The organism is Streptomyces sp. NPDC031479 (assembly GCF_055581065.1).
Genome location: NZ_JBVIKC010000002.1, coordinates 192,943 through 215,054 on the forward strand (window position 1 = coordinate 192,943; position 22,112 = coordinate 215,054).

General features: G+C 73.0%; 22 protein-coding genes. 17 read left to right on the forward strand and 5 right to left on the reverse strand.

Annotation, left to right across the window (positions count from 1 at the left end; translation table 11 throughout):
• Positions 1-57: 57 nt before the first annotated feature.
• From pafA to ACZ5D2_RS03490, 12 genes are all read left to right on the forward strand, one after another.
• Positions 58-1,419 (forward strand): Pup--protein ligase, encoded by a 1,362-nt coding sequence (gene pafA / locus ACZ5D2_RS03435; RefSeq protein ID WP_030233622.1) that lies wholly within the window; start codon positions 58-60, stop codon positions 1,417-1,419.
• 127 nt (positions 1,420-1,546) lie between these two features.
• Positions 1,547-2,554 carry an FKBP-type peptidyl-prolyl cis-trans isomerase gene (locus ACZ5D2_RS03440; protein ID WP_371679322.1) on the forward strand — a complete coding sequence of 336 codons (1,008 nt, stop codon included), beginning with the start codon at positions 1,547-1,549 and terminating at the stop codon, positions 2,552-2,554.
• A gap of 28 nt (positions 2,555-2,582) precedes the next feature.
• Entirely contained in the window at positions 2,583-2,975 is a 393-nt protein-coding gene (locus tag ACZ5D2_RS03445; protein WP_266838160.1) for an FKBP-type peptidyl-prolyl cis-trans isomerase, read from the forward strand.
• Between the two features lie 123 nt (positions 2,976-3,098).
• Positions 3,099-4,055 (forward strand): helix-turn-helix transcriptional regulator, encoded by a 957-nt coding sequence (locus ACZ5D2_RS03450; protein ID WP_371679323.1) that lies wholly within the window; start codon positions 3,099-3,101, stop codon positions 4,053-4,055.
• A 44-nt stretch (positions 4,056-4,099) separates the two neighbouring features.
• Positions 4,100-5,068: a helix-turn-helix transcriptional regulator gene (locus tag ACZ5D2_RS03455; protein WP_371679324.1), complete on the forward strand. Its 969-nt coding sequence runs from the start codon at positions 4,100-4,102 to the stop codon at positions 5,066-5,068.
• A 15-nt stretch (positions 5,069-5,083) separates the two neighbouring features.
• Positions 5,084-5,311 (forward strand): CpXC domain-containing protein, encoded by a 228-nt coding sequence (locus ACZ5D2_RS03460; protein ID WP_266838156.1) that lies wholly within the window; start codon positions 5,084-5,086, stop codon positions 5,309-5,311.
• Between the two features lie 23 nt (positions 5,312-5,334).
• Positions 5,335-5,535, forward strand: coding sequence for a hypothetical protein (locus tag ACZ5D2_RS03465; protein WP_356215615.1), 201 nt, complete (start codon positions 5,335-5,337; stop codon positions 5,533-5,535).
• Between the two features lie 201 nt (positions 5,536-5,736).
• Positions 5,737-6,033, forward strand: coding sequence for a Sec-independent protein translocase subunit TatA (gene tatA / locus ACZ5D2_RS03470; protein WP_266838152.1), 297 nt, complete (start codon positions 5,737-5,739; stop codon positions 6,031-6,033).
• A 54-nt stretch (positions 6,034-6,087) separates the two neighbouring features.
• On the forward strand, positions 6,088-7,050 hold the full coding sequence (tatC, locus tag ACZ5D2_RS03475) for a twin-arginine translocase subunit TatC (protein WP_371679326.1): 963 nt from the start codon (positions 6,088-6,090) through the stop codon (positions 7,048-7,050).
• Positions 7,051-7,134: 84 nt separating this feature from the next.
• Positions 7,135-8,022, forward strand: a complete 888-nt coding sequence (locus ACZ5D2_RS03480) for a diacylglycerol kinase (protein ID WP_371679327.1) — start codon at positions 7,135-7,137, stop codon at positions 8,020-8,022.
• A 46-nt stretch (positions 8,023-8,068) separates the two neighbouring features.
• A complete protein-coding gene (locus ACZ5D2_RS03485) occupies positions 8,069-10,921 on the forward strand; it encodes a DEAD/DEAH box helicase (protein ID WP_468926915.1) in 2,853 nt (950 codons plus the stop codon).
• Between the two features lie 90 nt (positions 10,922-11,011).
• Positions 11,012-11,716, forward strand: a complete 705-nt coding sequence (locus tag ACZ5D2_RS03490; protein ID WP_371679329.1) for a TetR/AcrR family transcriptional regulator — start codon at positions 11,012-11,014, stop codon at positions 11,714-11,716.
• On the opposite strand, the gene ACZ5D2_RS03495 is transcribed toward ACZ5D2_RS03490, so the two are convergent.
• The 3 genes from ACZ5D2_RS03495 to ACZ5D2_RS03505 form a co-directional block, all read right to left on the reverse strand.
• Entirely contained in the window at positions 11,652-12,629 is a 978-nt protein-coding gene (locus ACZ5D2_RS03495) for a pseudouridine synthase (protein WP_371679330.1), read from the reverse strand. The genes ACZ5D2_RS03490 and ACZ5D2_RS03495 overlap by 65 nt on opposite strands.
• Positions 12,630-12,705: 76 nt before the next feature.
• Positions 12,706-13,551 carry a siderophore-interacting protein gene (locus ACZ5D2_RS03500; protein ID WP_371679331.1) on the reverse strand — a complete coding sequence of 282 codons (846 nt, stop codon included), beginning with the start codon at positions 13,549-13,551 and terminating at the stop codon, positions 12,706-12,708.
• Positions 13,552-13,599: 48 nt separating this feature from the next.
• A complete protein-coding gene (locus ACZ5D2_RS03505; protein WP_371681332.1) occupies positions 13,600-14,505 on the reverse strand; it encodes a 5'-3' exonuclease in 906 nt (301 codons plus the stop codon).
• A 203-nt stretch (positions 14,506-14,708) separates the two neighbouring features.
• Between ACZ5D2_RS03505 and ACZ5D2_RS03510 the strand changes: the two genes are divergently transcribed.
• From ACZ5D2_RS03510 to ACZ5D2_RS03525, 4 genes are all read left to right on the forward strand, one after another.
• Complete coding sequence (locus tag ACZ5D2_RS03510; RefSeq protein ID WP_468926920.1) at positions 14,709-14,843, forward strand: hypothetical protein; 135 nt, start codon at positions 14,709-14,711, stop codon at positions 14,841-14,843.
• Positions 14,844-15,317: 474 nt separating this feature from the next.
• Positions 15,318-17,282 (forward strand): Dyp-type peroxidase, encoded by a 1,965-nt coding sequence (locus tag ACZ5D2_RS03515; RefSeq protein WP_468926923.1) that lies wholly within the window; start codon positions 15,318-15,320, stop codon positions 17,280-17,282.
• Positions 17,283-17,410: 128 nt separating this feature from the next.
• Positions 17,411-18,016 carry a helix-turn-helix domain-containing protein gene (locus ACZ5D2_RS03520; RefSeq protein WP_371681333.1) on the forward strand — a complete coding sequence of 202 codons (606 nt, stop codon included), beginning with the start codon at positions 17,411-17,413 and terminating at the stop codon, positions 18,014-18,016.
• Between the two features lie 4 nt (positions 18,017-18,020).
• On the forward strand, positions 18,021-18,752 hold the full coding sequence (locus ACZ5D2_RS03525) for a helical backbone metal receptor (RefSeq protein ID WP_371679334.1): 732 nt from the start codon (positions 18,021-18,023) through the stop codon (positions 18,750-18,752).
• On the opposite strand, the gene ACZ5D2_RS03530 is transcribed toward ACZ5D2_RS03525, so the two are convergent.
• Entirely contained in the window at positions 18,721-19,845 is a 1,125-nt protein-coding gene (locus ACZ5D2_RS03530; protein WP_468926927.1) for a TDT family transporter, read from the reverse strand. The genes ACZ5D2_RS03525 and ACZ5D2_RS03530 overlap by 32 nt on opposite strands.
• A 70-nt stretch (positions 19,846-19,915) precedes the next feature.
• On the opposite strand from ACZ5D2_RS03530, the gene ACZ5D2_RS03535 reads away from it, so the two are divergent.
• Positions 19,916-20,839 carry a LysR family transcriptional regulator gene (locus ACZ5D2_RS03535; protein ID WP_371679336.1) on the forward strand — a complete coding sequence of 308 codons (924 nt, stop codon included), beginning with the start codon at positions 19,916-19,918 and terminating at the stop codon, positions 20,837-20,839.
• A gap of 383 nt (positions 20,840-21,222) precedes the next feature.
• Here ACZ5D2_RS03535 and ACZ5D2_RS03540 read toward each other — a convergent pair whose 3' ends face one another.
• Complete coding sequence (locus ACZ5D2_RS03540) at positions 21,223-22,008, reverse strand: hypothetical protein (protein WP_371679337.1); 786 nt, start codon at positions 22,006-22,008, stop codon at positions 21,223-21,225.
• Between the last annotated feature and the right edge of the window lie 104 nt (positions 22,009-22,112).

Consider the following 22,112-nt stretch of genomic DNA (forward strand, 5'->3'; position numbering starts at 1 on the left):
CGGAACGCCGCTCTCGAACCCGGTTTCAGAAGAGGGCAGAAGGCGTAATGTTCAGTCATGGACCGCCGCATTTTCGGGCTGGAGAACGAGTACGGCGTCACGTGCACGTTCAGGGGACAGCGCCGACTGTCTCCTGACGAAGTGGCGCGCTACCTCTTCCGCCGTGTTGTGTCATGGGGCCGCAGCAGCAATGTCTTCCTGCGGAACGGCGCCCGTCTGTACCTCGACGTGGGATCGCATCCGGAATATGCAACTCCCGAATGCGACAACCTGATCGAACTGGTCACCCACGACAAGGCCGGCGAGCGCATTCTCGAAGGCCTGCTCGTCGACGCTGAACGTCGCCTGCACGAGGAGGGAATCGCGGGCGACGTCTACCTCTTCAAGAACAACACCGACTCGGCGGGCAATTCGTACGGTTGCCACGAGAACTATCTCGTGGCCCGGCACGGAGAATTCTCCCGCCTGGCGGACATCCTGATTCCCTTCCTCGTCACGCGCCAGCTGATCTGTGGCGCGGGCAAGGTGCTCCAGACCCCGCGGGGCGCGGTCTACTGCGTCAGCCAGCGGGCGGAGCACATCTGGGAGGGCGTCAGTTCCGCGACGACCCGGTCCCGGCCGATCATCAACACCCGGGACGAGCCCCACGCGGACGCCGAGCGCTACCGGCGCCTGCACGTGATCGTCGGGGACTCGAACATGTCCGAGACGACCATGCTGCTCAAGGTCGGGGCCACCGACCTGGTGCTGCGCATGATCGAGGCGGGCACGGTGATGCGGGACCTGACCCTGGAGAACCCGATCCGGGCGATCCGGGAGGTCAGCCACGACATCACCGGTCAGCGCAAGGTGCGCCTGGCCAGCGGTCGCGAGGCGTCGGCCCTGGAGATCCAGCGCGAGTACTACGAGAAGGCGCTGGACTTCGCCGAGCGGCGGGGCATCCGCACCGGGGTGGTGGAGCAGGTCCTGGAGCTGTGGGGCCGGACCCTGGACGCCGTGGAGGCCGAGGACCTGGACCGGATCGGCACGGAGATCGACTGGGTCATGAAGTACCAGCTGATCGAGCGGTACCGGGCCAAGCACAACATGACGATGTCCAATCCGCGGGTCGCGCAGATAGACCTCGCGTACCACGACATCCACCGCCGGCGGGGGCTGTACTACCTGCTGGAGCGCAAGGGGCAGGCGGCGCGGGTCTGCAACGACCTGAAGATCTTCGAGGGCAAGTCGGTGCCCCCGCAGACGACGAGGGCCAGGCTGCGTGGCGACTTCATCCGCCGGGCGCAGGAGCAGCGGCGGGACTTCACCGTCGACTGGGTGCACCTGAAGCTCAACGACCAGGCGCAGCGGACCGTGCTGTGCAAGGACCCGTTCCGGTCGGTGGACGACCGGGTGGAGAAGCTCATCGCCGGCATGTGAGCCGGTGGTCCGGGGACCCCGTGCGCGGTGGCGTGCGGGGTCTTCGCACGCCACCGCCTTGTCGCGGAGGGGCAGCCCGTAGAGTGGGCCGCTAGGACGGACCATTCCAGCGACCCTGAGGACCACTGTGCGACGCCGACTTGCTGCCGCGCTCATCGTGCCGGCTCTGATGCTCACCGCGGCCTGCGGAGGGGGCGACGACTCCGGGAAGAAGGACTCCGCGTCTCCGTCGGCCGACGCCTCGAAGCCCGCCGACGTTCCGAAGCCGGTGGACTCCGCGGACCCGATGCCGTCGGTGGCGGGCGAGGCGGGGAAGAAGGCGGAGATCACCGTCCCCAAGGGCGACCCGAGCGGCAAGTTCGTGGTGCACACCGTCACGGAGGGCAGCGGCCCGGAGATCAAGAAGGACGACCTCGTCCTGACGAAGTACACCGGCAAGGTCTGGAAGAGCGGCAAGGACCTCCAGGGTTCGTACGACAAGGACGGCCAGCCGCTGGTCGTGCCGGCCGGTTCGCAGTCGATCCTGCCGCTGTTCAGTGACTCGGTGCTCGGCAAGAAGGTCGGCAGCCGTGTGCTGGTCGTCGCCCCGCCGGCGGCGGCGTTCGGTGCGCAGGGCCAGCCCCAGCTGGGGGTCGGGCCGACCGACAACCTGGTGTTCGTGCTGGACCTGGATTCGGTGATGCCGAAGAAGGCCGAGGGCACGCAGGCGCCGATCCCGTCCGACCTGCCGCAGGTGAAGGCGGACAAGGACGAGGCCGCGACGATCACGGTCCCGAAGAACGACCCTCCGAAGGAGCTGGTCGACAAGGTCCTGATCGAGGGCAAGGGTCCTGAGGTCAAGTCCGGCCAGACCGTGTACATGCAGTACAGCGGTGCGGCGTGGGCGCCGAACCAGGGCAAGGACGCGGCGAAGCTGTTCGACACGTCCTGGAAGACCGGGGCGCCGTTCTCGACGGTGATCGGTCAGGGCCAGGTCATCGAGGGCTGGGACAAGGGCCTGGTGGGCAAGAAGGTCGGCAGCCGCGTGCTGCTGGTGATCCCGCCGGAGCAGGCGTACAAGGATCAGGCCAAGGGCGAGGACCTGCCGGCCAACTCGACGCTGGTCTTCGTCGTGGACATCGTCGGGGCAGTGTAAGACTGTTCCGGTTGACCGTTTCGTACGTATGAGGAGCAGTTCCGTGAGCCAGAAGCTCGAGAAGCCCGAGATCGACTTCCCCGAGGGCCCGGTTCCGACCGACCTCGTCATCGAGGACATCTGGGAGGGCGACGGCGCCGAGGCCAAGGCCGGTTCCATGGTCTCCGTCCACTACGTGGGCGTGGCCTTCTCCACCGGTGAGGAGTTCGACGCTTCGTGGAACCGCGGCTCCGCGCTGCAGTTCCCGCTCGGTGCCGGCCGCGTCATCGCGGGCTGGGACCTGGGCATCGCGGGCATGAAGGTCGGCGGCCGTCGCAAGCTGACGATCCCGGCGCACATGGCCTACGGTGACCGCGGCGCGGGCGACGCGATCGCCCCGGGCGAGACGCTGATCTTCGTCTGTGACCTGATGGCCGCCTGATTCACCGGCAGTCACCGTGAGGGCCCCCGCCGTGAGGCGGGGGCCCTCGCTTTTGTCCGGGACGGCCGGGGCGGTACGGTCAACGGTCACGAGTGTGTGTCGAGGAGCGGGGGAACGGCGTCGATGGCGATTGCCAAGGCCGAGCGGCTGATGAATCTGGCGCTGTGTCTGCTGGGGACCCGTCGTCCCCTCAGCAAGCGTGAGCTGCGCGGTTCCATCGAGGCTTACCTGGAAGCCGGGAACGACGAATCCTTCAACCGGATGTTCGAGCGGGACAAGGACGATCTGCGCGAACTCGGTCTGGTGATCGAGACGGTGGAGAACCTGGAGGGGGAGACCGGGTACCTGGCCCGCCGGGACAGCAACCGGCTGCCGCCCGTCTCGCTGGACGCCGAGGAGGCCGCCGCCCTGGGGCTGGCGGCCAAGGTGTGGCAGCAGGCCCGGCTTGCCGGGGCGGCCAGTGGCGCCCTGCAGAAGCTGCGGGCCGGCGGGATGCCGGAGGCCGGTGACCCGTACGAGGGCCAGCACAGTGCCATCGAGCCGCGCATCCCGGTCCACGAAGCGGCCTTCGAGCCGCTGATGCTGGCCTGCCGCGACCGGCGGCCGGTCGTCTTCGAGTACCGCAAGTCCAACGCGGCCCGGCCCGAGCCCCGTCAGGTCGAGCCGTGGGCCCTGGAGTGCTGGCGCGGCCACTGGTACCTGGCCGGGTACGACCGCGACCGCGGGGCGGAGCGCGTGTTCCGGCTCTCCCGGATCACCGGCAAGGTCCGTTCCCGGGCCGGGAAGTACACCGCCGAGGTGCCCGACGTGGTGACCGTGCGGGAGACCGTGGCGAGCTGGGCCGGGGAGGGCGGCGAGCGTTCCGCGCTGCTCCGCCTGCGGGCCGGGGCCGGGTACCCGCTGCGGGCCAAGGCCACCGCCGTGCGCGAGGGCGCCGACGGCTGGGACGAGCTGGAGGTCCCCTACGGGCACGGGCTCGACGCCTGGCTCGTGGAGTTCGGCCCGGACGTCGTCGTGGTGGAGCCGGCCGATCTGCGGGCCGACGTGGTGGACCGGCTGCGCGCCGTCGCCCGGGGCTGAACCGCACCATCCGTAGCAACGCCCTGAGGGGGAGACGTACCAGCATGGCTGCCAACGCCATCGACCAGACCCGCCGGATGCTGTCCCTGGTGACCTACCTGCGCGAGCGGCCGGGCGCGCACGTCGCCGACGTCGCCCGCGCCTTCGGGATCACCGAGGACGAGCTGATCTCGGACCTCGACGTCCTGCCCATGTGCGGGACCAGCTTCCGCGGCGGGGACCTGCTCGACATCGACACCGACGGGGAGCGCATCTGGTGGCGCAATCCCGACGCCTCCGGGGAGTCCACGGCCGAGCCGCTGCGGCTGGCCGCCGACGAGGCGACGGCCCTGCTGGTCGCCGCCCGCGCGGTGGCGACCCTGCCGGGGCTGCGCGAGAGCGACCGGGACGCGCTGCTGCGCGCCACCGCGAAGCTGGAGGCGGCCGCCGGGGAGGCGGCCGGGGCCAGCTCCCGGCTGTCGGTGACCTTCGAGTCCGAGGGCGGGGTCTTCGCGGACGTCGACCGGGCCATCGCGGAGCGGCGGCGGCTGTGGCTGCGCTACTACTCGCCCGCCCGTGACGAGCTGACCGAGCGCACCGTCGACCCGATCCGGTTGTTCGCCGTGGGGCACACCTATATGGAGGGGTGGTGTCACCTCTCGGAGGCCCGGCGCACCTTCCGGCTCGACCGGGTGGCCGAGATCAGGCTGCTCGACGAGCGGGCCGAGCCGCCCGCGATCGAGCCCCGGGACCTGTCCGAGGGGCTGGTGCAGCCGGCCGCCGAGGACCCGGAGGTGGTGGTCGAGGTGGGGCCCGGCGGGCGCTGGGTCGCCGAGTACTACCCGCACGACAGTGCCGAGGAGCGGCCCGACGGCGGCCTGCGGATCACCCTGCGCAGCCCCGACCCGGCCTCCCTGCGCCGGCTGGCGCTGCGCCTGGGCCGGGACGGCCGGATCGTGTCGCCTCCGGAACTGGCGGAGAGCGCGCGGAAGGCCGCCGCAGAGGCACTCGCGGGGTACGGGGAACGGGTCTAGGGGGAGCGGACAGCGATGTCGCCATCATCCGGGCCGGCAGCGGTCACCTTCAAGGCGGCCTGCCCCGAGTGCCGGGCCCGTTTCGAGCTGGCCGCGGACGCGCTGCGGCTGGCGATCGGCCGGCGGGCCACCTTCTACTCCTTCACCTGCCCCGAGTGCTCGGCTCCGGTCCGTAAACCCGCAGGTGAACGCATTGTGGAATTGCTGACGGGCGGTGGGGTGAGCACGCTGCGCAGCGTGTGAGGCGGGCGCGCTAGGCTCGTCCCATGCTGTGGCCGATGCTCGCAATTGTCCTGGGCTTCCTCGGGGTCGCCGTTCTCGCCGTGCTGGCCGTGCGGGTCTTCCTGGAGGTGCGGCGGCTGTCCGGGCAGGTGGCCCTGGCCAGCCGCCGGATCACCCAGGCCTCGGGGGACCTGGAGCAGGCGGCGGCCGACCTGGCACGGGCCGGACAGGGACTGCGGCCGTAGACGCGCGGGCCGTCGGCCCGCGCTTATGGAATCCGTGGAGGAGGACCCGTACCGTCGGTGCGGTAAGCAAGCGGGGATACCCCGGGGGATTGCCGGGCGTTAACCCTCGGGGGTTACGATCCTTGTCAGAGAGGTGCCGGAGCTCCGTCCGGAGGCGCCGGGCCACCACAACCAGCCGTTTCGGTGAGAAGGAAGACACACATGATCGGCAATCTGAAGCCCCTTGAGATCCTTCTGATCATCGCTGTCATCGTGCTGCTGTTCGGCGCCAAGAAGCTTCCCGAGATGGCCCGCTCCCTGGGCAAGTCGGCCCGGATCCTCAAGAGCGAGGCGAAGGCCATGAAGAAGGACGGCGAGGCCGAGGACGCCGCGGCCACCGCTCCGGTCGCCGACCAGGCCCCGGCCCAGCCCGTCGCCCCGCGCACCATCCAGGCCGCTCCGGGCGACGTCACCAGCGCCCGCCCGGTCAGCGAGCCGAACCGCACCACCCAGGCCTGACATCCGGCGGTCGCCCGTCGTACGAGTCATCTGTAACGAGACAAGGGACGTGGGTTGCTCAAGTCTGCCCGCAAGCAGGGGAACAAGGACCGGGCCAAGGACGCCGAAGGGCGCATGCCGCTGGTCGAGCACCTGCGTGAGCTGAGAAACCGCCTGCTGAAGTCGGTGCTGGCGATCGTCGTGGTGACCATCGTCGCGGCCTACTTCTACCGGCCGATCATCGACTTCCTGCTGGAGCCGATGCTCTCGTCCGTCGGCTGCACCAACGGGGCCACGCACCAGAGCAACGGTGCCCCCTGCGCCGAGATGACGACGAACGGCCTGACCGCGCCCTTCTCCATCGCGCTGAAGGTCGGTCTGTCCGCGGGCGTCGTGCTGTCCGCGCCCGTCTGGCTCTACCAGCTGTGGGCGTTCGCCGCCCCGGGCCTGCACCGCAACGAGAAGAAGTACGCGCTGAGCTTCGTCGCGGTCGGCGCCCCGCTGTTCCTCGCCGGCGCGGTGCTCGCGTACAAGATCCTGCCGCAGACGGCGGAGATCCTCCTCGGCTTCACCCCGGACCACGTCAAGAACCTGCTGCCGGTCGACGACTACCTCGACCTCGTCACGCGCATGGTCGTGGTCTTCGGCCTGGCCTTCGAGCTGCCGCTGATGCTGGTGCTGCTGAACTTCACCGGTGTGCTGAGCGCCAAGCGGCTGGGCAGCTGGTGGCGTGCCATGGTCCTCGGCATCACGATCTTCGCGGCCTTCGCGACGCCCACCGGCGACCCGCTCACCATGCTGACGCTGGCCTCCCCGATCGTGGCCCTGTACTTCATCGCCCTCGGGATCTGCCTGCTGAACGACCGGCGCCGCAAGCGCGCCAACCCCGACGCCGACCTCGACGACGACGAGGCCTCCGAGGTCGACCTGACCCCGGCCCCGATCGGCGCGGCGGAGCGGGCCCCGGCCGCCTCCGCGCTCCCCGAGCAGGCCGACGGCGGGCGTCGGCAGATCAACGGTTACGACGACGCCACCTGACGGGTGCGCCCCCGGCCGCCGCCGGGAGGCGCCCCCCCCGGGGGGCGGGTGAGCGCGGAGATCACCCTCGGGTACATTCCCCGGGTGTCCTCCGAGATCACCCTCTTCGTCAATCCCACCGCGGGACGCGGCCGGGGCGCGCACGCCGCGCAGCCGGCCGCTTCCGCGCTCCGGGAGGCCGGATTCTCCGTCCGGACCGTGGTCGGCACCGACGCGGCCGACGCCCTGGCCCGGCTGCGCGCGGACGTCCGCGACGGCACCGGCGCGGTGATCGCCGTCGGCGGTGACGGGGTGGTCTCCCTCGCCCTCCAGGCACTGGCCGGGACGGCGGTCCCCCTCGGCGTGGTCGCGGCCGGCACCGGGAACGACTTCGCCCGCTCGATGGGACTGCCCGTACGGGAGCCCGAGCGGGCCGGGCGTCTCGCCGCCGAGGCCCTCAAGGAGGGCCGGATACGGGAGATCGACCTCGGCCGCGCCGGTGACACCTGGTACGGGACCGTGCTGTGCTCCGGCTTCGACTCGCGGGTCAACGACCGCGGCAACCGGATGCGGCTGCCGCTCGGCCGCTTCAAGTACGACCTGGCCATCCTCGCGGAGCTGGCCGCCTTCAGGCCCTTCCCGTACCGGATCACCCTCGACGGGGGACGGGTGATCGAGACGGAGGCCACGCTCGTGGCCGTCGGCAACGGGTCCTCGTACGGCGGCGGGATGCGCATCTGCGCGGACGCCGAGCCGGACGACGGGCTCTTCGACGTCACGGTGGTCGGCGACTGCGGCCGCGGCACCCTGCTGAAGGTGTTCCCGCAGGTCTACAAGGGGACGCACCTCACCCACCCCAAGGTCACCGTGCACCGGGCCGCCGAGGTCACCCTGGAGTCGGCCGCGCTCACCGCCTACGCCGACGGGGAGCGGCTGGGCCCGCTGCCGGTGACCGCGCGGTGCGTCCCCGGGGCCCTGCGGCTGCTCACTTAAATGATCGCGACTGTTGTCGGAGGTGGCGGGTAGGCTCGACAGCAAGATGACCGAAGAACTCTCCCCCGCCGAGCGGTACGCCGCTGCCCGGATCCGCGCCGCCGAAGAGGCCACCGCCCTGGCCCCCTTCCGCGAGATGTACGAATTCGACCTGGATCCGTACCAGGTCGAGGCCTGCAAGGCACTGGAGGCCGGCAAGGGCGTCCTGGTCGCCGCCCCGACCGGTTCGGGAAAGACCATCGTCGGCGAGTTCGCCGTGCACCTCGCGCTCCAGCAGGGGCGCAAGTGCTTCTACACGACGCCGATCAAGGCCCTGTCGAACCAGAAGTACGCCGACCTCGTCAAGCGCTACGGCGCCTCCGAGGTGGGCCTGCTGACCGGCGACAACAGCGTCAACTCCGAGGCGCCGGTGGTCGTGATGACCACCGAGGTGCTCCGCAACATGCTCTACGCGGGCTCCCGGTCGCTCCTGGGCCTGGGCTACGTCGTGATGGACGAGGTGCACTACCTCTCCGACCGGTTCCGCGGAGCCGTCTGGGAGGAAGTGATCATCCACCTCCCCGAGTCGGTGACCCTGGTGTCGCTGTCCGCCACCGTCTCCAACGCCGAGGAGTTCGGCGACTGGCTCGACACCGTGCGCGGCGACACCGAGGTGATCGTCTCCGAGGAGCGGCCCGTACCGCTGTGGCAGCACGTGATGGCCGGCCGGCGGGTCTACGACCTCTTCGAGGAGGAGTCCGACCACGGCGGCCGCGGCTCCGCGCGCCGCGAGGTCAACCCCGACCTGCTGCGCATGGCCCGCGAGGAGAACACCCGTACCTACAGCCCCAAGGACCGGCGGCGCGGCAAGATGGTCCGCGAGGCCGACCGCGAGCGCGAGCGCCGCTCCCGAGGCCGGATCTGGACCCCCAGCAGGCCCGAGGTCATCGCGCGCCTGGACGGCGACAACCTGCTGCCCGCCATCAACTTCATCTTCAGCCGGGCCGGCTGCGAGGCCGCCGTCCAGCAGTGCCTGTACGCGGGCCTGCGGCTCAACGACGACACCGCGCGGCTGAAGGTCCGCGAGATCGTCGAGGAGCGGACCGCCTCCATCCCGGCCGAGGACCTGCACGTCCTGGGCTACTACGAGTGGCTCGAAGGCCTGGAGCGGGGCATCGCCGCGCACCACGCGGGCATGCTGCCCACCTTCAAGGAGGTCGTGGAGGAGCTCTTCGTCCGCGGTCTGGTCAAGGCCGTCTTCGCCACCGAGACCCTCGCGCTGGGCATCAACATGCCCGCGCGCACGGTCATCCTGGAGAAGCTGGTCAAGTGGAACGGCGAGCAGCACGCCGACATCACCCCCGGCGAGTACACGCAGCTCACCGGCCGCGCCGGGCGGCGCGGCATCGACGTCGAGGGCCACGCGGTGGTGCTCTGGCAGCGCGGCATGGACCCGGTGGGGCTGGCGGGGCTCGCGGGTACCCGTACCTATCCGCTGCGTTCCAGCTTCAAGCCCTCGTACAACATGGCCGTGAACCTGGTCCAGCAGTTCGGGCGGCACCGCTCGCGCGAGCTCCTGGAGACCTCCTTCGCGCAGTTCCAGGCCGACCGCTCCGTCGTGGGCATCTCCCGGCAGGTCCAGCGCAACGAGGAGGGCCTGACGGGCTACCGCGAGGGCATGACCTGTCACCTGGGCGACTTCGAGGAGTACGCGCGGCTGCGCCGCGACCTGAAGGACCGTGAGACGGACCTGGCCAAGCAGGGCGCGGCGCAGCGCCGGGCGCAGGCGGCCAGTTCGCTGGAGCGGCTCAAGCCGGGCGACGTCATCCACGTGCCGACGGGCAAGTTCGCCGGGCTCGCGCTGGTGCTGGACCCGGGCGTGCCGGCGGGGCGGGTCCACGGCCACCGCGGGTACGAGTACGCCGAGGGTCCGCGCCCGCTGGTGCTGACCGCGGAGCGGCAGGTCAAGCGGCTCGCCGCGATCGACTTCCCGGTGCCGGTCGAAGCCATCGACCGGATGCGGATCCCCAAGACGTTCAACGCCCGTTCGCCGCAGTCCCGCAGGGACCTGGCGACGGCGCTGCGCAACAAGGCCGGTCACATCGCGCCCGAGCGGCACCGTCCGGGCCGGGCGGCGGCGGCCGACGACCGCGAGATCGCCCGGCTGCGGGCCGAGCTGCGCGCGCACCCCTGTCACGGCTGTGACGAGCGTGAGGACCACGCGCGGTGGGCGGAGCGCTTCCACCGGCTCAAGCGGGACACGCAGCAGCTGGAGCGGCGCATCGAGGGCCGGACGAACACCATCGCCCGCACCTTCGACCGGATCCACGCGCTGCTGACCGAGCTGGACTACCTGCGCGAGGACGAGGTCACCGTGCACGGCAAGCGGCTGGCCCGGCTCTACGGGGAGCTCGACCTGCTGGCGTCGGAGTGCCTGCGCGAGGGGGTCTGGGAGGGGCTCAGCCCGGCGGAACTGGCGGCCTGCGTCTCGGCGTTGGTCTTCGAGGCCCGGCAGTCGGACGACGCCGTGCCGCCGAAGGTGCCCAACGGTCCGGCCAAGGCGGCGCTCGGCGAGATGGTCCGGATCTGGGGCCGGCTCGACGCGCTGGAGGAGGAGCACCGCATCAACCAGGCGGAGGGCGTGGGCCAGCGCGAGCCGGACCTCGGCTTCGCGTGGGCGGCGTACCAGTGGGCCTCCGACAAGAGCCTGGACGAGGTGCTGCGCGAGGCGGAGATGCCGGCCGGTGACTTCGTGCGCTGGTGCAAGCAGGTCATCGACGTCCTGGGGCAGATCGCCGCGGCGGCCCCGGGCTCCTCGGCCCCGGCGTCCTCGGCGGGCGGGAGCACGGTGGCGCGCAATGCCCGTAAGGCCGTGGACGCCCTACTTCGGGGTGTAGTGGCCTACAGCTCGGTCGGATAGGCCCTTTTGGGTCTTCCTCTAAACGCCGGGATGGCCGGATCTCATCTCTTGCCATGATCGTTCGCGCGCGTCCTGTGCGACGATCGGCGCATGAGCGGGGGAACGGACGAAGGACCGAGACGGGTCGGTCGGCCACGCGCCGACCAGCTGAGACCGTACAGCGGCCGGCCGCCGCGCGAGGAGCTCCTCTGCGCGGCGGCCGAGCTCTTCACGGTACGCGGGTACGCGGCCACCACCACGCGGGCGGTGGCCGAACGGGCCGGACTGCGCCAGGCCACGATGTACCACTATTTCGCAGGCAAGGAGGAACTCCTCGCCGAACTGCTGGAGTCCACGGTCACGCCCTCCCTGGCCCTGGCCCGGCGGCTGCTGACCGACGGCGGCCGGCCCGCAGCGCACCGGCTGTGGGAGCTGTGCCGCTCGGACGTGCTGCTGCTGTGCGGGGGGCCGTACGACCTCGGCGCCCTGTACCTGCTGCCGGAGCTGCGGGGTCCGCGCTTTGCGTCGTTCCGGCGGATGCGCGACGAACTGCGCGACGCCTACCGGACGTTGCTGCACGCCACGTCCGTGGGCGCCGAACTCGCCGGGGACACCGAGGGTCTGACGCTCCGCAACGACCTGGTGTTCGGCCTGATCGAGGGCGTCATGCTGATCCACCGGTCCGCTCCGGGCCGCCCGGTGGCCGCCTTCGCCGAGGCGGCGGCCGACGCCGCCCTGCGGATCGCGGGCGTCACGGCGTCTGCGGCCCCGGGTCCCGTTCCCAGCCTTCCGGGTCCTCCCAGGCCCGCAGGGTGAGGTTCGTCTCCAGGCGGTGCTCCAGGCCGGTGACCGGATCGGTGAAGGACAGGGTCCGGGCCAGCAGCTGGAGCGGGCGGCGGTAGTCCGCCGGGTCGGCCGCCGCGGCCACCACCGGGTAGACCGGATCGCCGAGCAGGGGCAGGCCCAGCGCGTTCATGTGCACCCGCAGCTGGTGGGTGCGGCCGGTGTGCGGGGTCAGCCGGTAGCGGCCCAGGGCGCCCCGGGTGCCGGTGAGCTCGACCAGGCTCTCGGCGTTGGGTTCGGCGTCGGGGACCTCGACCGCCGCCATCACCCCGCGCACCTTCTCGATGTGGCTGCGGACCACGCGGGGGAGTTCCACCGCCGGGTCGTGGCGGGCGACCGCCTCGTACTCCTTGCGGACCCGGCGCTCCTGGAACAGCAGCTGGTAGGCGCCGCGGTCCTCGGGGCGGATGCTGAACATCACCAGTCCCGCCGTCATCCGGTCCAGCCGGTGCGCCGGGCTGAGCGTCGGCAGGTCCAGTTCCAGGCGCAGCCGGGCCAGGGCGGTCTGCGTGACGTGGCTGCCGCGCGGGATGGTCGCCAGGAAGTGCGGCTTGTCCACCACCAGCAGGTGCCGGTCGCGGTACACGACACCGATCGGGAACGGTACGCGGGGCTCGGGGGGCATGTCCCGGTGGAACCAGAGCCAGCCGCCCGGCTCGTACGGGTCCTGCGGGCGCAGCACCCGGCCGCCTGGGCCGAGCACCCGGCCGTCGGACAGCAGCCGCGCCATCGATTCGGCGCCGCGGGTGCCGGCGTAGCGCTCGGTCAGGTAGTCGCCGAGGAGCCGCCACCGCCCGTCCGGGTCGGGGGGCAGGCGCATGCGGACCGGGTCGATGCCGGCGATCTGGGGGAGCGGTGCGGGCGGGATGTGGGATCTGCGGCTCATCGGGACCAGGGTAGGGGGCCACTCCGGGGCGAAGGGGCCGAGGTGGTTCCCGTCCGGGTGTTCGACGCGGCGGCGGTCAGGCCGCCGCGGCCGCGGTGAGGTCCTGTTCGGCCTCCACCGTGGCGTTCCAGTCGCGCTTGATCGCGCGCCAGCCCTCGTCCGTCTCGCCCTGGCGCCAGTAGCCCGAGATCGACAGGCGGTCGCGCGTGATCCCGCGGTCCAGGCGGAGGTGGCGGCGGAGCTCCTTCACGAAGCCCGCCTCGCCGTGGACGAAGGCGTGGACGTCCGCGGAGGGGAACTCCAGCGAGGTGACGGCCTCCACGAGGGCCGCGCCCACCGGACGGTCCCCACGGTGCAGCCAGACCGGGACGATCCCGTCCGGCGTGGTGATCTTCTGCTCGTCGGCCGGGCCGTCGATCTCGATGAAGGCGTGCACCCGCGCGCCCGCCGGCATCCGCTCCATGGCGGCGGCGATCGCCGGAAGCGCGCTCTCGTCGCCCGCCAGGAGGTGCCATCCGGCCATCGGGTCGGGGGCGTAGGCGCCGCCCGGGCCGAGGAAGTGCACCCGTTCGCCCGGCTGGACGCGGGCCGCCCAGGGGCCGGCCAGGCCCTCGTCGCCGTGGACGACGAAGTCCAGGGTCAGCTCCCGGTGCGTCGGGTCCCACGCGCGGACCGTGTACGCGCGCTGGCGCGGCCAGGCCTCGCGGTGGTGCGTCGCGCGGATCCGGTCCAGGTCCCAGGGCTCCGCGTAGCGCACGCCCTCGGGGGCGAACAGGAGCTTCACGTAGTGGTCGGTGCACACGCCCGCGCCGAAGTCGGCCAGCCCGTCACCGCCCAGCACGAGCCGGACCATGTGCGGCGTCAGCCGCTCGGTGCGTACGACGACTGCGGTGCCGACAGTGCGGGCGCGTCCTTCTGCCACGGCGTCTCCCCTGAACTCACAAAGCTTAGGATTACCTAAGTTAGCACCTCATGGGCGCAGCGCGCTGCTCAGGCGTGACACCGCTCCTCCCAGACCCCACCGATGAGCGAGTGCGTCGACCAGTTCCGGCTGTGCCGGGAGGTGCGGAAGTGCCGGGTCAAAGGCCGGGAGCGGCACGTCGGAGGCCACCTGGACGACCTTGGGCGCCACCGCCAGGTACGGGCGGGATTCTTCGAGGCGCCTGCGCTGGGTGGGGGTCAGCTTCGACTTCGGGTCGCCGACAGCGGCCAGGATCCCCGCGAGGTCCCCGTAGGCGTCCAGCAGCTTCGCCGCCGTCTTCTCGCCGATGCCGGGAACGCCCGGCAGGCCGTCGCTCGGGTCGCCGCGCAGCAGCGCGAGGTCCGCGTACCCGGGGCCGTCCACCCCGTACTTCTCGCGCAGCCAGGCCTCGTCAGTGACCTGGAGGGTGCCGACGCCCTTGAGGGGGTACAGGACGCGGCGCTGCCGGGCGTCGTCCACCAGCTGGTAGAGGTCCCGGTCGCCGGTGACGATGTCCACCGGGCCGGTCGCCCGTGCGGTGAGCGTGCCGATCACGTCGTCCGCCTCGTACCCGGCGACGCCGACCCGGGCGATGCCGAAGGCGTCCAGGGCCGCCTCGATGATGGGCACCTGCGGGGCGAGGGTGTCCGGGGTCTCCTCCACGTCGGGGCCGGTCTCCGTCTCCCGCGCGACCCGGTGCGCCTTGTAGGAGGGGATCAGCTCCACCCGCCAGTGGGGCCGCCAGTCGGCGTCCATGCAGGCCACCAGGTCGTCCGGGCGGTGGTCCTGGACCAGGCGCCCGATGAAGTCGAGCAGCCCGCGCACCGCGTTGACCGGGGTGCCGTCGGGGGCCTTCACGGAGTCCGGCACGCCGAAGTAGGCGCGGTAGTAGAGGGAGGCGGTGTCCAGGAGCATCAGGCGTCGTGTCGTCACGCAGACGATGATGCCGCACGGGCGGTGGGGGCCGGTGGGGGCCGACGGGGCCGCGGGCGGCGGCGGTCCCGTCACTCCAACAGTGCGTCCGGCGCGCGCGGGGGCGGGCTTTCGCGGAGGGTGTTGATCACTGGCAGGACGTTCTGCCCGCCCGGTCCCCCCAATGCGAGGAGTCTCGGACGCCCATGGCCGCCGTCATCGCCGTCGTCGCATTCGCCGCCGTTTCCGTCGCCGTCGTCGCCGTTTCCGTCGCCGTCCGTGCCGCTCCGGCCGCCGGCCCGGCGGGCGCGGGGCTCATAGGCGCGGTCCTGATCGGGTGACGGGTCCGTCCGCGGGGTGCGCCCCCCGGTCCGGGTGACCCCACCCCGTGCCCGGGGCCGGGTCACCGGGCACGGTTCCGCGATCGATCCGTCGAGGGGGCCGTGAGGCCGCGGCGCCCTCCCGTGGCCGCCTTCCGTACTCCTTTCGGGCGGGCCGGGGGCTGCCTCCCGTCGGACACCGACACGGCAACGGACACGGACACCGACCGACACGGACCCGGACTACCGGGCCCGCTTCGCCCGCTTCCGTGCGGGCCGGGCCCGGGATCCGCACCCCGCCTCCCCCTGGCCCCGACCCCGCACCCCGGCCGCGCGGTCCGGTGTCCGCGCTCGCGCCGCCCCGAGGCCCGGCCCCCGTGTTCCCCGCGCCCCGCCCCGCTCCGCCGCCCGCCGCCCGCCGCCCGCACTGCCCGCCGCCCGGTCCCGGGCGCGGCCGGGGGCGTGGTTCCGTCCGTTCCCCACCCAGGAGTTCCCATGGATGCCGTCCCCTCCTCCGCCCCCGCCCGCCGGACCGTGATCATGGCCGGCGCGGGGGCCGCCGCCCTCGCGGTGTGTCCCCGCACCGCCGCGGCCGCGACGGCCGCTCCGGCGCCCCTCGGGGACCGGCCGGCCGAGGCCGCCGCGCTGCCCCTGCGCGCCGACCGCACCACCCAGGGCGACGTCCTGGCCGGCTCCCGCAAGGACCACGCCTGCCTGCTGCTCCTGCACTTCCGGGACGTGGTCCTGGCCCGCCGCTGGCTCGCCCGGCTGGTCCCCGAGCTCTCCACCACCGAGGAGATGGCCCGCTTCAACGCCCTCTTCAGCGCGGCCCGGGTCAAGGCGGGGGGCACCGACCCGGCCTCCCTGTCGGCCCTGTGGACCGGGCTCTCCCTCACCTACCCCGGGCTGCGGCTGTTCGCGGGACGGGAGCCCTTCCCCGCGGTGCCGGCCGGCAGCACCGCCGAGGCGTTCACACAGGGCGCCGCCCTTCGCGCCGAGGCGGTCGGGGACACCGGCGCCAGCGCCCCCGCGTCCTGGCTGTTCGGCGCCGAGCAACCGCGGCGCGCCGTGCACGCGGTCCTCAGCCTCTCCGCGGACGACCCCGACCGGCTCGCGAGCACCGTCACCCGCCACCGGGAGGCCCTCGCCACCGCCGGGGCCACGATCGTCTTCCGGCAGGACGCCGGCACGCTGCCCGGAGCCCTGCGCGGCCACGAGCACTTCGGGTTCACCGACGGCATCAGCCAGCCCGGCGTCCGCGGCTTCCACGCACCCGACGCGGAGACCGGGACCACCGTGCAGGGCAAGCCCGGGACGCGGCTGGTCCCGGCCGGGGAGTTCCTCGTAGGACAGGAGAAGGCCGGGCAGCGGCCCGCCGGGCTGCCCGCCTGGGCCACCGGGGGGTCGTTCCAGGTGGTGCGCCGCCTCGCCCAGGACGTCCCCGGCTGGTGGGAGCAGGCCCGGCAGCGGCTGGTGGAACTGAAGAAGGCCGGGGCCGCGCCGGCGGACGCGACCGCGACGTGGGTCGCGGCCCGGCTGGTCGGCCGCTGGCCCGGCGGCACCCCCATCGCCGGGTGCCCGCTCGCCGAACAGCCGGGCCCGGTGGGCGCCGACCCGGACGCCCGGCTCACCTACCACGAGGACGCGCAGGGCTGGCACACCCCGCTGTTCGCCCACATCCGCAAGGGCAACCCGCGCGACGGTCTCGTCCCCGGCCCCGGCCGGCCCCCGCTCGCCCCCGACGTCCTCGACAACCGACGCATCATCCGGCGCGGCATCCCCTTCGGCCCCGCCTACGACCCCCAGAACCCCAAGGGCGCGGGCGGCCCCGACACCCCGCGCGGACTGCTGTTCATCGGCTATCAGGCCGACCTGGTCCAGCAGTTCGAGTTCGTCGCCAAGAAGTGGATCAACGAGTTGGACTTCCCGGCCGGCCGCAACCCGCGCGTCGGCGCCGACCCGGTGCTCGGCCCGGGTTCACCGGTCACCTTCGAGACCGAGTCGGACGACGGCAGCCGGGCCACCACCCTGCGCTTCGGCCGCTACGTGCGCACCCAGGGCGCCCTGTACGCCTTCACCCCCTCGCTGCCCACCCTGCTGGCCCTCTCCCGCGGCACCCTCGACGACTCCGTGGAGGTCCACCCCGGCACCGTCCTGCGGTCCGGCGACGTCCTCGACGCCGGTGCGGTCCGGCTGGCCCTCGGCGCCGACGGGGACCTCGTCGTCCTCGACGGCTCCGGGGCCCACCGGTGGAGCGCCGGCACGGCGGGCACCGGCCACGACGCCCTCTTCTCACGCGACGGCGAGCTGACCGTGCGCACCGAGGCGGGCGCCACCGTCTGGACCAGCGGCACCGCCGGCCACCCCGGCGCCCGGCTGTTGGTCAAGCCGTCAGGTGACGTAGTGATCCTCGACGTCGACCGTGTGCTGTGGCGCGCACCCGGGGGCCACGTAGGGTGACCGGGGGACCACGGGAAAGCGCCGGGATGGGGCCCGGTGGGCCCGTGCGGGCGAATCCGGGGGCGGTTGCTGCGTAAGGTGCTTACAGCACACCGATGTGCACCAGGACAGGGGAGGGCAGCCCCGAGATGAACGACAAGGAAGACGGCAACGACAAGGAGAAGGACTCCAAAGAGCCGCTGCGGGTGGGCGTGGCCGTGCGCAAACGGCGCCGCGCGCTCCACCTGACCCTCGCCGCGGTGTCGGCGCGCAGCGGCCTGTCCGTCCCCTTCCTGAGCCAGATAGAGAACGAACGGGCCCGCCCCAGCATGCGATCGCTGGAGCGGGTGGCCGACGCGCTGGAGACCACGGCGGTCGAGCTGCTGGCCGCCTCCGACACGGCGCGCACCGTGGACCTCGTACGGGCCGGTGACGAGTCCGGGCTGAGCCCGGTGATGGGCGTACGCCCCCTCGTGCGCGGGCACCACCAGCTGCACGCGCTGGAGTTCACCGGGGACCAGGACGCCGGCCGCGAGTACCAGCACCGCAACGACGAGCTGATGTACGTGGTTTCCGGCGCCTGCCAGGTGGAGGCGGAGGGGCGGGCCTACCGGCTGGAGAGCGGGGACGCGCTGTTCCTCTCCGGTGGGGTGCGACACCGCTGGCGGGCCACGAGCGAGGACACCAGGCTCCTGGTCGTCGCCGTCGGCGACCACATCCACGCCACCTCCGAGCCCCCCTCGCCGGAGCACTGAGCCGGTGCGCGTCGTCTCGCTCGTGCCCTCCCTGACCGAGGCGGTGGCGGTGACCGCGCCGGGGCTGCTCGTGGGGGTGACGGACTGGTGCACGCACCCGGCGGACTTCGGGGCCGCGGTGCGGATCGGGGGGACGAAGAACCCCGACGTGCGGAGGATCGCCGGCCTGCGCCCGGACCTGGTGATCGCCAACGAGGAGGAGAACCGGCTCCCGGACCTCGATGCCCTGCGTGCGACCGGGGTGGAGGTGCTGGTGACCGAGATCCGTGACCTCCCGCAGGCCTTCGCCGAGCTGGAGCGTGTACTGGTGGGGGCGCTGGGGCTGGAGCGGCCCGAGTGGCTGGACCGGGCGGAGGCGGCCTGGTCGGCGGTGGAGCCGCCCGGAGAGCTGAGGGCCTTCGTGCCCGTCTGGCGCCGGCCCTGGATGGTGCTCGGCCGCGACACCTTCGCGGGTGACCTCCTCGCCCGGCTGGGGGTCCGCAACGCCTACGGGGACCACCCCGAGCGGTACCCGAAAGTGCCGCTCGCCGAGCTGGCGGCGAGCGGCTGCGATCTGGTGGTGCTCCCGGACGAGCCCTACGCCTTCACCGCCGAGGACGGCCCGGAGGCCTTTCCGGGCCTGCCGGCCGCCCTCGTCAGCGGACGCCACCTGACCTGGTACGGGCCCTCGCTGGCCGAGGCCCCGGAGGTGCTGGGGAGGGCGCTCAGCGGGTCGTGGGGAGCAGCCGGCCGGTGAACAGGCCGCGCAGGGTGTGGGCCGCGGTCAGCAGCCAGACGGCGACCAGGCCGAGGAACAGGGCGGTGGCCAGCCAGGCGAAGGCGTCCAGGCCGGTGTGCCGGGCCAGTCCGGCGGCGCCGGTGACGCAGGTGCCGATGGGGAAGGTCAGCGCCCACCAGGTCATCGCGAAGCCCATGCCGCCCCGTGCGGCCCGGACCAGCATCGAGGCCGCCAGGGCCAGCCACAGCAGGGCGAATCCCATCACGGGCACCCCGTAGACGACCGCGAAGGCGGCGAGGGCGTCGGCGTAGGGGGCGCCGATCGCGCCGGGGGCCACGTCCGCGAGCTGGTTCACGGCGGTGGTGGACTGGCCGAGGGGGCCGAGCACCAGGAACAGGGCCGGGGTCAGCGCCAGGGGCAGGGGGCCGCTCACGATCAGCCGGCCGAAGACCAGGGGGAGCAGCAGCAGCGTGGCCAGCAGGCTGAGGCCGAACATGGCGTAGCAGGCCAGCAGCAGCGCCTCCCGGGGCTGACCGGCGGGCAGGTGGGGCACGAGCAGGGGCCCGACGGCGGCGGAGACCATGGGGGAGACCACGGGCAGCAGCCAGACGGGGCTGGCCTGCGAGGCCTCGATCTTGTGCCGGACCACCATCAGGTAGGGCACCAGCACGGCCATGACCAGGCCTATCGCGGTGCCGGCGGTGAAGAGCACGGCGTCCGCGGCGACGGCGGCGCCGGTCCCGATCAGGTCCTTGCCGACGGTCAGGGTGCCGGCCCCGACGGCCAGCAGGGCCATCGCCAGACACCCGTAGAAGGGGGCCACGGCGGGGTCGGCGAGGTGGGCGCGGGCCTGGTCGCGGTGGTGGAGCCAGTGCCCCGCGCGAGCGGTCAGCAGGACGGCGAGGGCCACGGCCGACAGCGCCCAGACGATCTGGCAGGCCACGCGCTGGCCCGGGAGCTGGTACGGGAGGGCCGCTCCCGCGTTGGCGATGATGGCCGTGCCCATGACGGAGGCGTACCAGTTGGGGCCGAGGTGGCGCAGCGCGGGGACCTTGTGGATCCGGGGCGCGATGTCGATGACGGTGCGGGGTCGCACGATGGTGGTGGCCATGGGTCCAGCGTCGTCCCCGGTGGGAGCGGGTGGCAGAGGTCGCGGTCCTATGAGGCCATAAACTGGTGTTATGGGTGATGAGGAGATGGTTCCGCTGGCGCACCGCGTGCCCGACCTGGGGGCGCTGGAGCTGCTGCTCACGGTCGCGCGGGTCGGCAGCCTGAGCGGGGCCGCGCGCCGGATGGGCATCACCCAGCCCGCCGCGAGCAGCCGCATCCGGGCGATGGAGACCCGGCTCGGGGTCGCCCTGGTGGACCGCTCCCCGCGCGGCTCGACGCTGACGGCCGAGGGCGCGCTCGTCACGGACTGGGCCCGGCAGGTCGTGGAGGCGGCCGAGGCCTTCGACGCGGGGGCCCAGGCGCTACGGGGCCGGCGCGACTCCCGGCTCCGGGTCGCGGCCAGCATGACCATCGCGGAGTACCTGCTGCCGGGCTGGCTGATCGCCCTGCGCGGGGACCGCCCCGACACGGCGGTCTCCCTGCACGCCGGGAACTCGGCGGACGTGGCCCAGCGGGTCCTGACCCACGAGGCGGACCTCGGCTTCGTGGAGGGGCTGCGGGTGCCGGACGGCCTGGACTCCGCCGTCATCGCGCAGGACCGCCTGGTGGTGGCGGTGGCCCCGACGCATCCGTGGGCCCGGCGCTCGAAGGGGGTGGAGCCGGCCGAGCTGGCCGGGACCCCGCTGATCCTGCGGGAACGCGGCTCCGGAACCCGTCAGGTCCTCGACGCCGCTCTCGCTTCGACCGGGGGGCTGGCGGCCCCGCTGCTGGAGCTGGCCTCCACCACCGCCGTGAAGGCCGCCGCCGTCAGTGGCGCCGGGCCGTGCGTCCTGTCGGAGCTGGCCCTGGGGGACGAACTGGCGTCCCGCCGCCTGGTGGAGGTCCCCGTGCCGGGCGCGGCCCTGGCCCGCGCCCTGCGGGCGGTCTGGCCGACGGGCTCCCGCCCGGCGGGCCCGGCGCGGGACCTGCTGTCGCTGACCCGGAGGCGGGTGTAGGGGCTGTCCGACGGATCTCGCCGCTCTTTCCCCAGGGACATCCGTCAGACACCCCCTGGGCCGATCGGGCAAGGGAGGATCGTTTCGGCGAGGGGTGGGCGGTGACCCGGGGCGGCAGGGGCAGGAGGGTGAGGCTTCGAGGTGCGGGACTCCGGCGCCAGCCAGCCGGCCTTCTCGCCCCGCAACCGGACCACCGCGTCGGCCACCGTGTTCGCCGAGGCGGACCGCGAGGGCGACACGTACTTCACGCTGAAGCCGCTGACGGCTACGGCAACACGAACATGAAGGTCCGCTCGGTCGCGTTCAGCGAGTGATCCGATCCGGTCGGGCGGGCGGTGGCGGCTGAGGAACGTTCGCCCGCCCGGGGGAGGGCTGGTCCCGTCTCAGTCCTGGACCCGGGCCCGCAGCGCCTTCGTCAGCAGCCCGCCCGCCACGATCAGGGCCACGCCCAGCCACCACACGCTGCCGTCGAAGACCAGCACCGCGATGCCGATCGGCACCAGCAGCCCCGCCAGCGGCAGCATCAGCGAGGCCCTGCCCGGTCCCGCCTCGCCCCGCGCCCGGGCCCGGACCACCCCCGGGTACCAGGCGGTGAACCGCAGGGCGGCGACGATCGCCAGGATCTGGATGATCCAGCCCGTCCAGAGGTTGTCCGGGTTGTGCAGCACCAGGTCCCCGTACGCGCCCGCGATGGCCGCCACCAGGAAGGCGAGCCCCCACGCCCCGGTGATCACGTAGTTGGTCCGCAGGAAGGCGGGGGAGTGCCACAGCGAGGGATCGACCTGTTCCCGCGCGTACTGCAGGGTGAACGGCATCCCCACGGCCATCGAGCCGAAGGCGATCAGAGTCAGGGTGAGGTTCGCGACCTCGCCCGCGTACGTCTCCAGCCAGCGCAGCGTGCCCTGGCTCGCCAGGGCGCCCACCACCGCCATCGCCGCGAAGAACACCACGTCGGCGATTTCCAGCAGCTTCCACGAGCTGCCCCGGTGCACGACCCGCCCCAGTACGACCAGGGCCACGGCCGAGGCCAGGGCGATCCCGACCGCGATCTCGAACCGTCCCGGGCCGACCACCAGGGAGAAGATGATCCACGGCGCCATCCCGACGACCGGGTTCTCCAGGAATCCGGACACCGGGCCGGGGGCCGTGCCGTGCGCCTCGGTCCGCATGGTTCCAGCGTGCCCGCCCGGCGGGACCCCGGCCATTCGGCGGAGGAACGCGGGCCGGGCCCCGGACGCGCAAGGGCCCCGGCGCCGGGGAGAAGGCGCCGGGG

Bases quoted from the DNA above. Each gene is read 5' to 3' on its own strand.
- ACZ5D2_RS03485 (WP_468926915.1), top strand. From the start codon at position 8,069: ATGACCGAAGAACTCTCCCCCGCCGAGCGGTACGCCGCTGCCCGGATC.
- ACZ5D2_RS03465 (WP_356215615.1), top strand. From the start codon at position 5,335: ATGCTGTGGCCGATGCTCGCAATTGTCCTGGGCTTCCTCGGGGTCGCC.
- ACZ5D2_RS03490 (WP_371679329.1), top strand. From the start codon at position 11,012: ATGAGCGGGGGAACGGACGAAGGACCGAGACGGGTCGGTCGGCCACGC.
- ACZ5D2_RS03455 (WP_371679324.1), top strand. From the start codon at position 4,100: ATGGCTGCCAACGCCATCGACCAGACCCGCCGGATGCTGTCCCTGGTG.
- tatA (WP_266838152.1), top strand. From the start codon at position 5,737: ATGATCGGCAATCTGAAGCCCCTTGAGATCCTTCTGATCATCGCTGTC.
- ACZ5D2_RS03535 (WP_371679336.1), top strand. From the start codon at position 19,916: ATGGGTGATGAGGAGATGGTTCCGCTGGCGCACCGCGTGCCCGACCTG.
- ACZ5D2_RS03450 (WP_371679323.1), top strand. From the start codon at position 3,099: ATGGCGATTGCCAAGGCCGAGCGGCTGATGAATCTGGCGCTGTGTCTG.
- ACZ5D2_RS03530 (WP_468926927.1), bottom strand. From the start codon at position 19,845: ATGGCCACCACCATCGTGCGACCCCGCACCGTCATCGACATCGCGCCC.
- ACZ5D2_RS03520 (WP_371681333.1), top strand. From the start codon at position 17,411: ATGAACGACAAGGAAGACGGCAACGACAAGGAGAAGGACTCCAAAGAG.
- ACZ5D2_RS03510 (WP_468926920.1), top strand. From the start codon at position 14,709: ATGGCCGCCGTCATCGCCGTCGTCGCATTCGCCGCCGTTTCCGTCGCC.
- ACZ5D2_RS03495 (WP_371679330.1), bottom strand. From the start codon at position 12,629: ATGAGCCGCAGATCCCACATCCCGCCCGCACCGCTCCCCCAGATCGCC.
- pafA (WP_030233622.1), top strand. From the start codon at position 58: ATGGACCGCCGCATTTTCGGGCTGGAGAACGAGTACGGCGTCACGTGC.
- ACZ5D2_RS03505 (WP_371681332.1), bottom strand. From the start codon at position 14,505: ATGCTCCTGGACACCGCCTCCCTCTACTACCGCGCCTACTTCGGCGTG.
- ACZ5D2_RS03460 (WP_266838156.1), top strand. From the start codon at position 5,084: ATGTCGCCATCATCCGGGCCGGCAGCGGTCACCTTCAAGGCGGCCTGC.
- ACZ5D2_RS03515 (WP_468926923.1), top strand. From the start codon at position 15,318: ATGGATGCCGTCCCCTCCTCCGCCCCCGCCCGCCGGACCGTGATCATG.
- ACZ5D2_RS03540 (WP_371679337.1), bottom strand. From the start codon at position 22,008: ATGCGGACCGAGGCGCACGGCACGGCCCCCGGCCCGGTGTCCGGATTC.
- ACZ5D2_RS03445 (WP_266838160.1), top strand. From the start codon at position 2,583: ATGAGGAGCAGTTCCGTGAGCCAGAAGCTCGAGAAGCCCGAGATCGAC.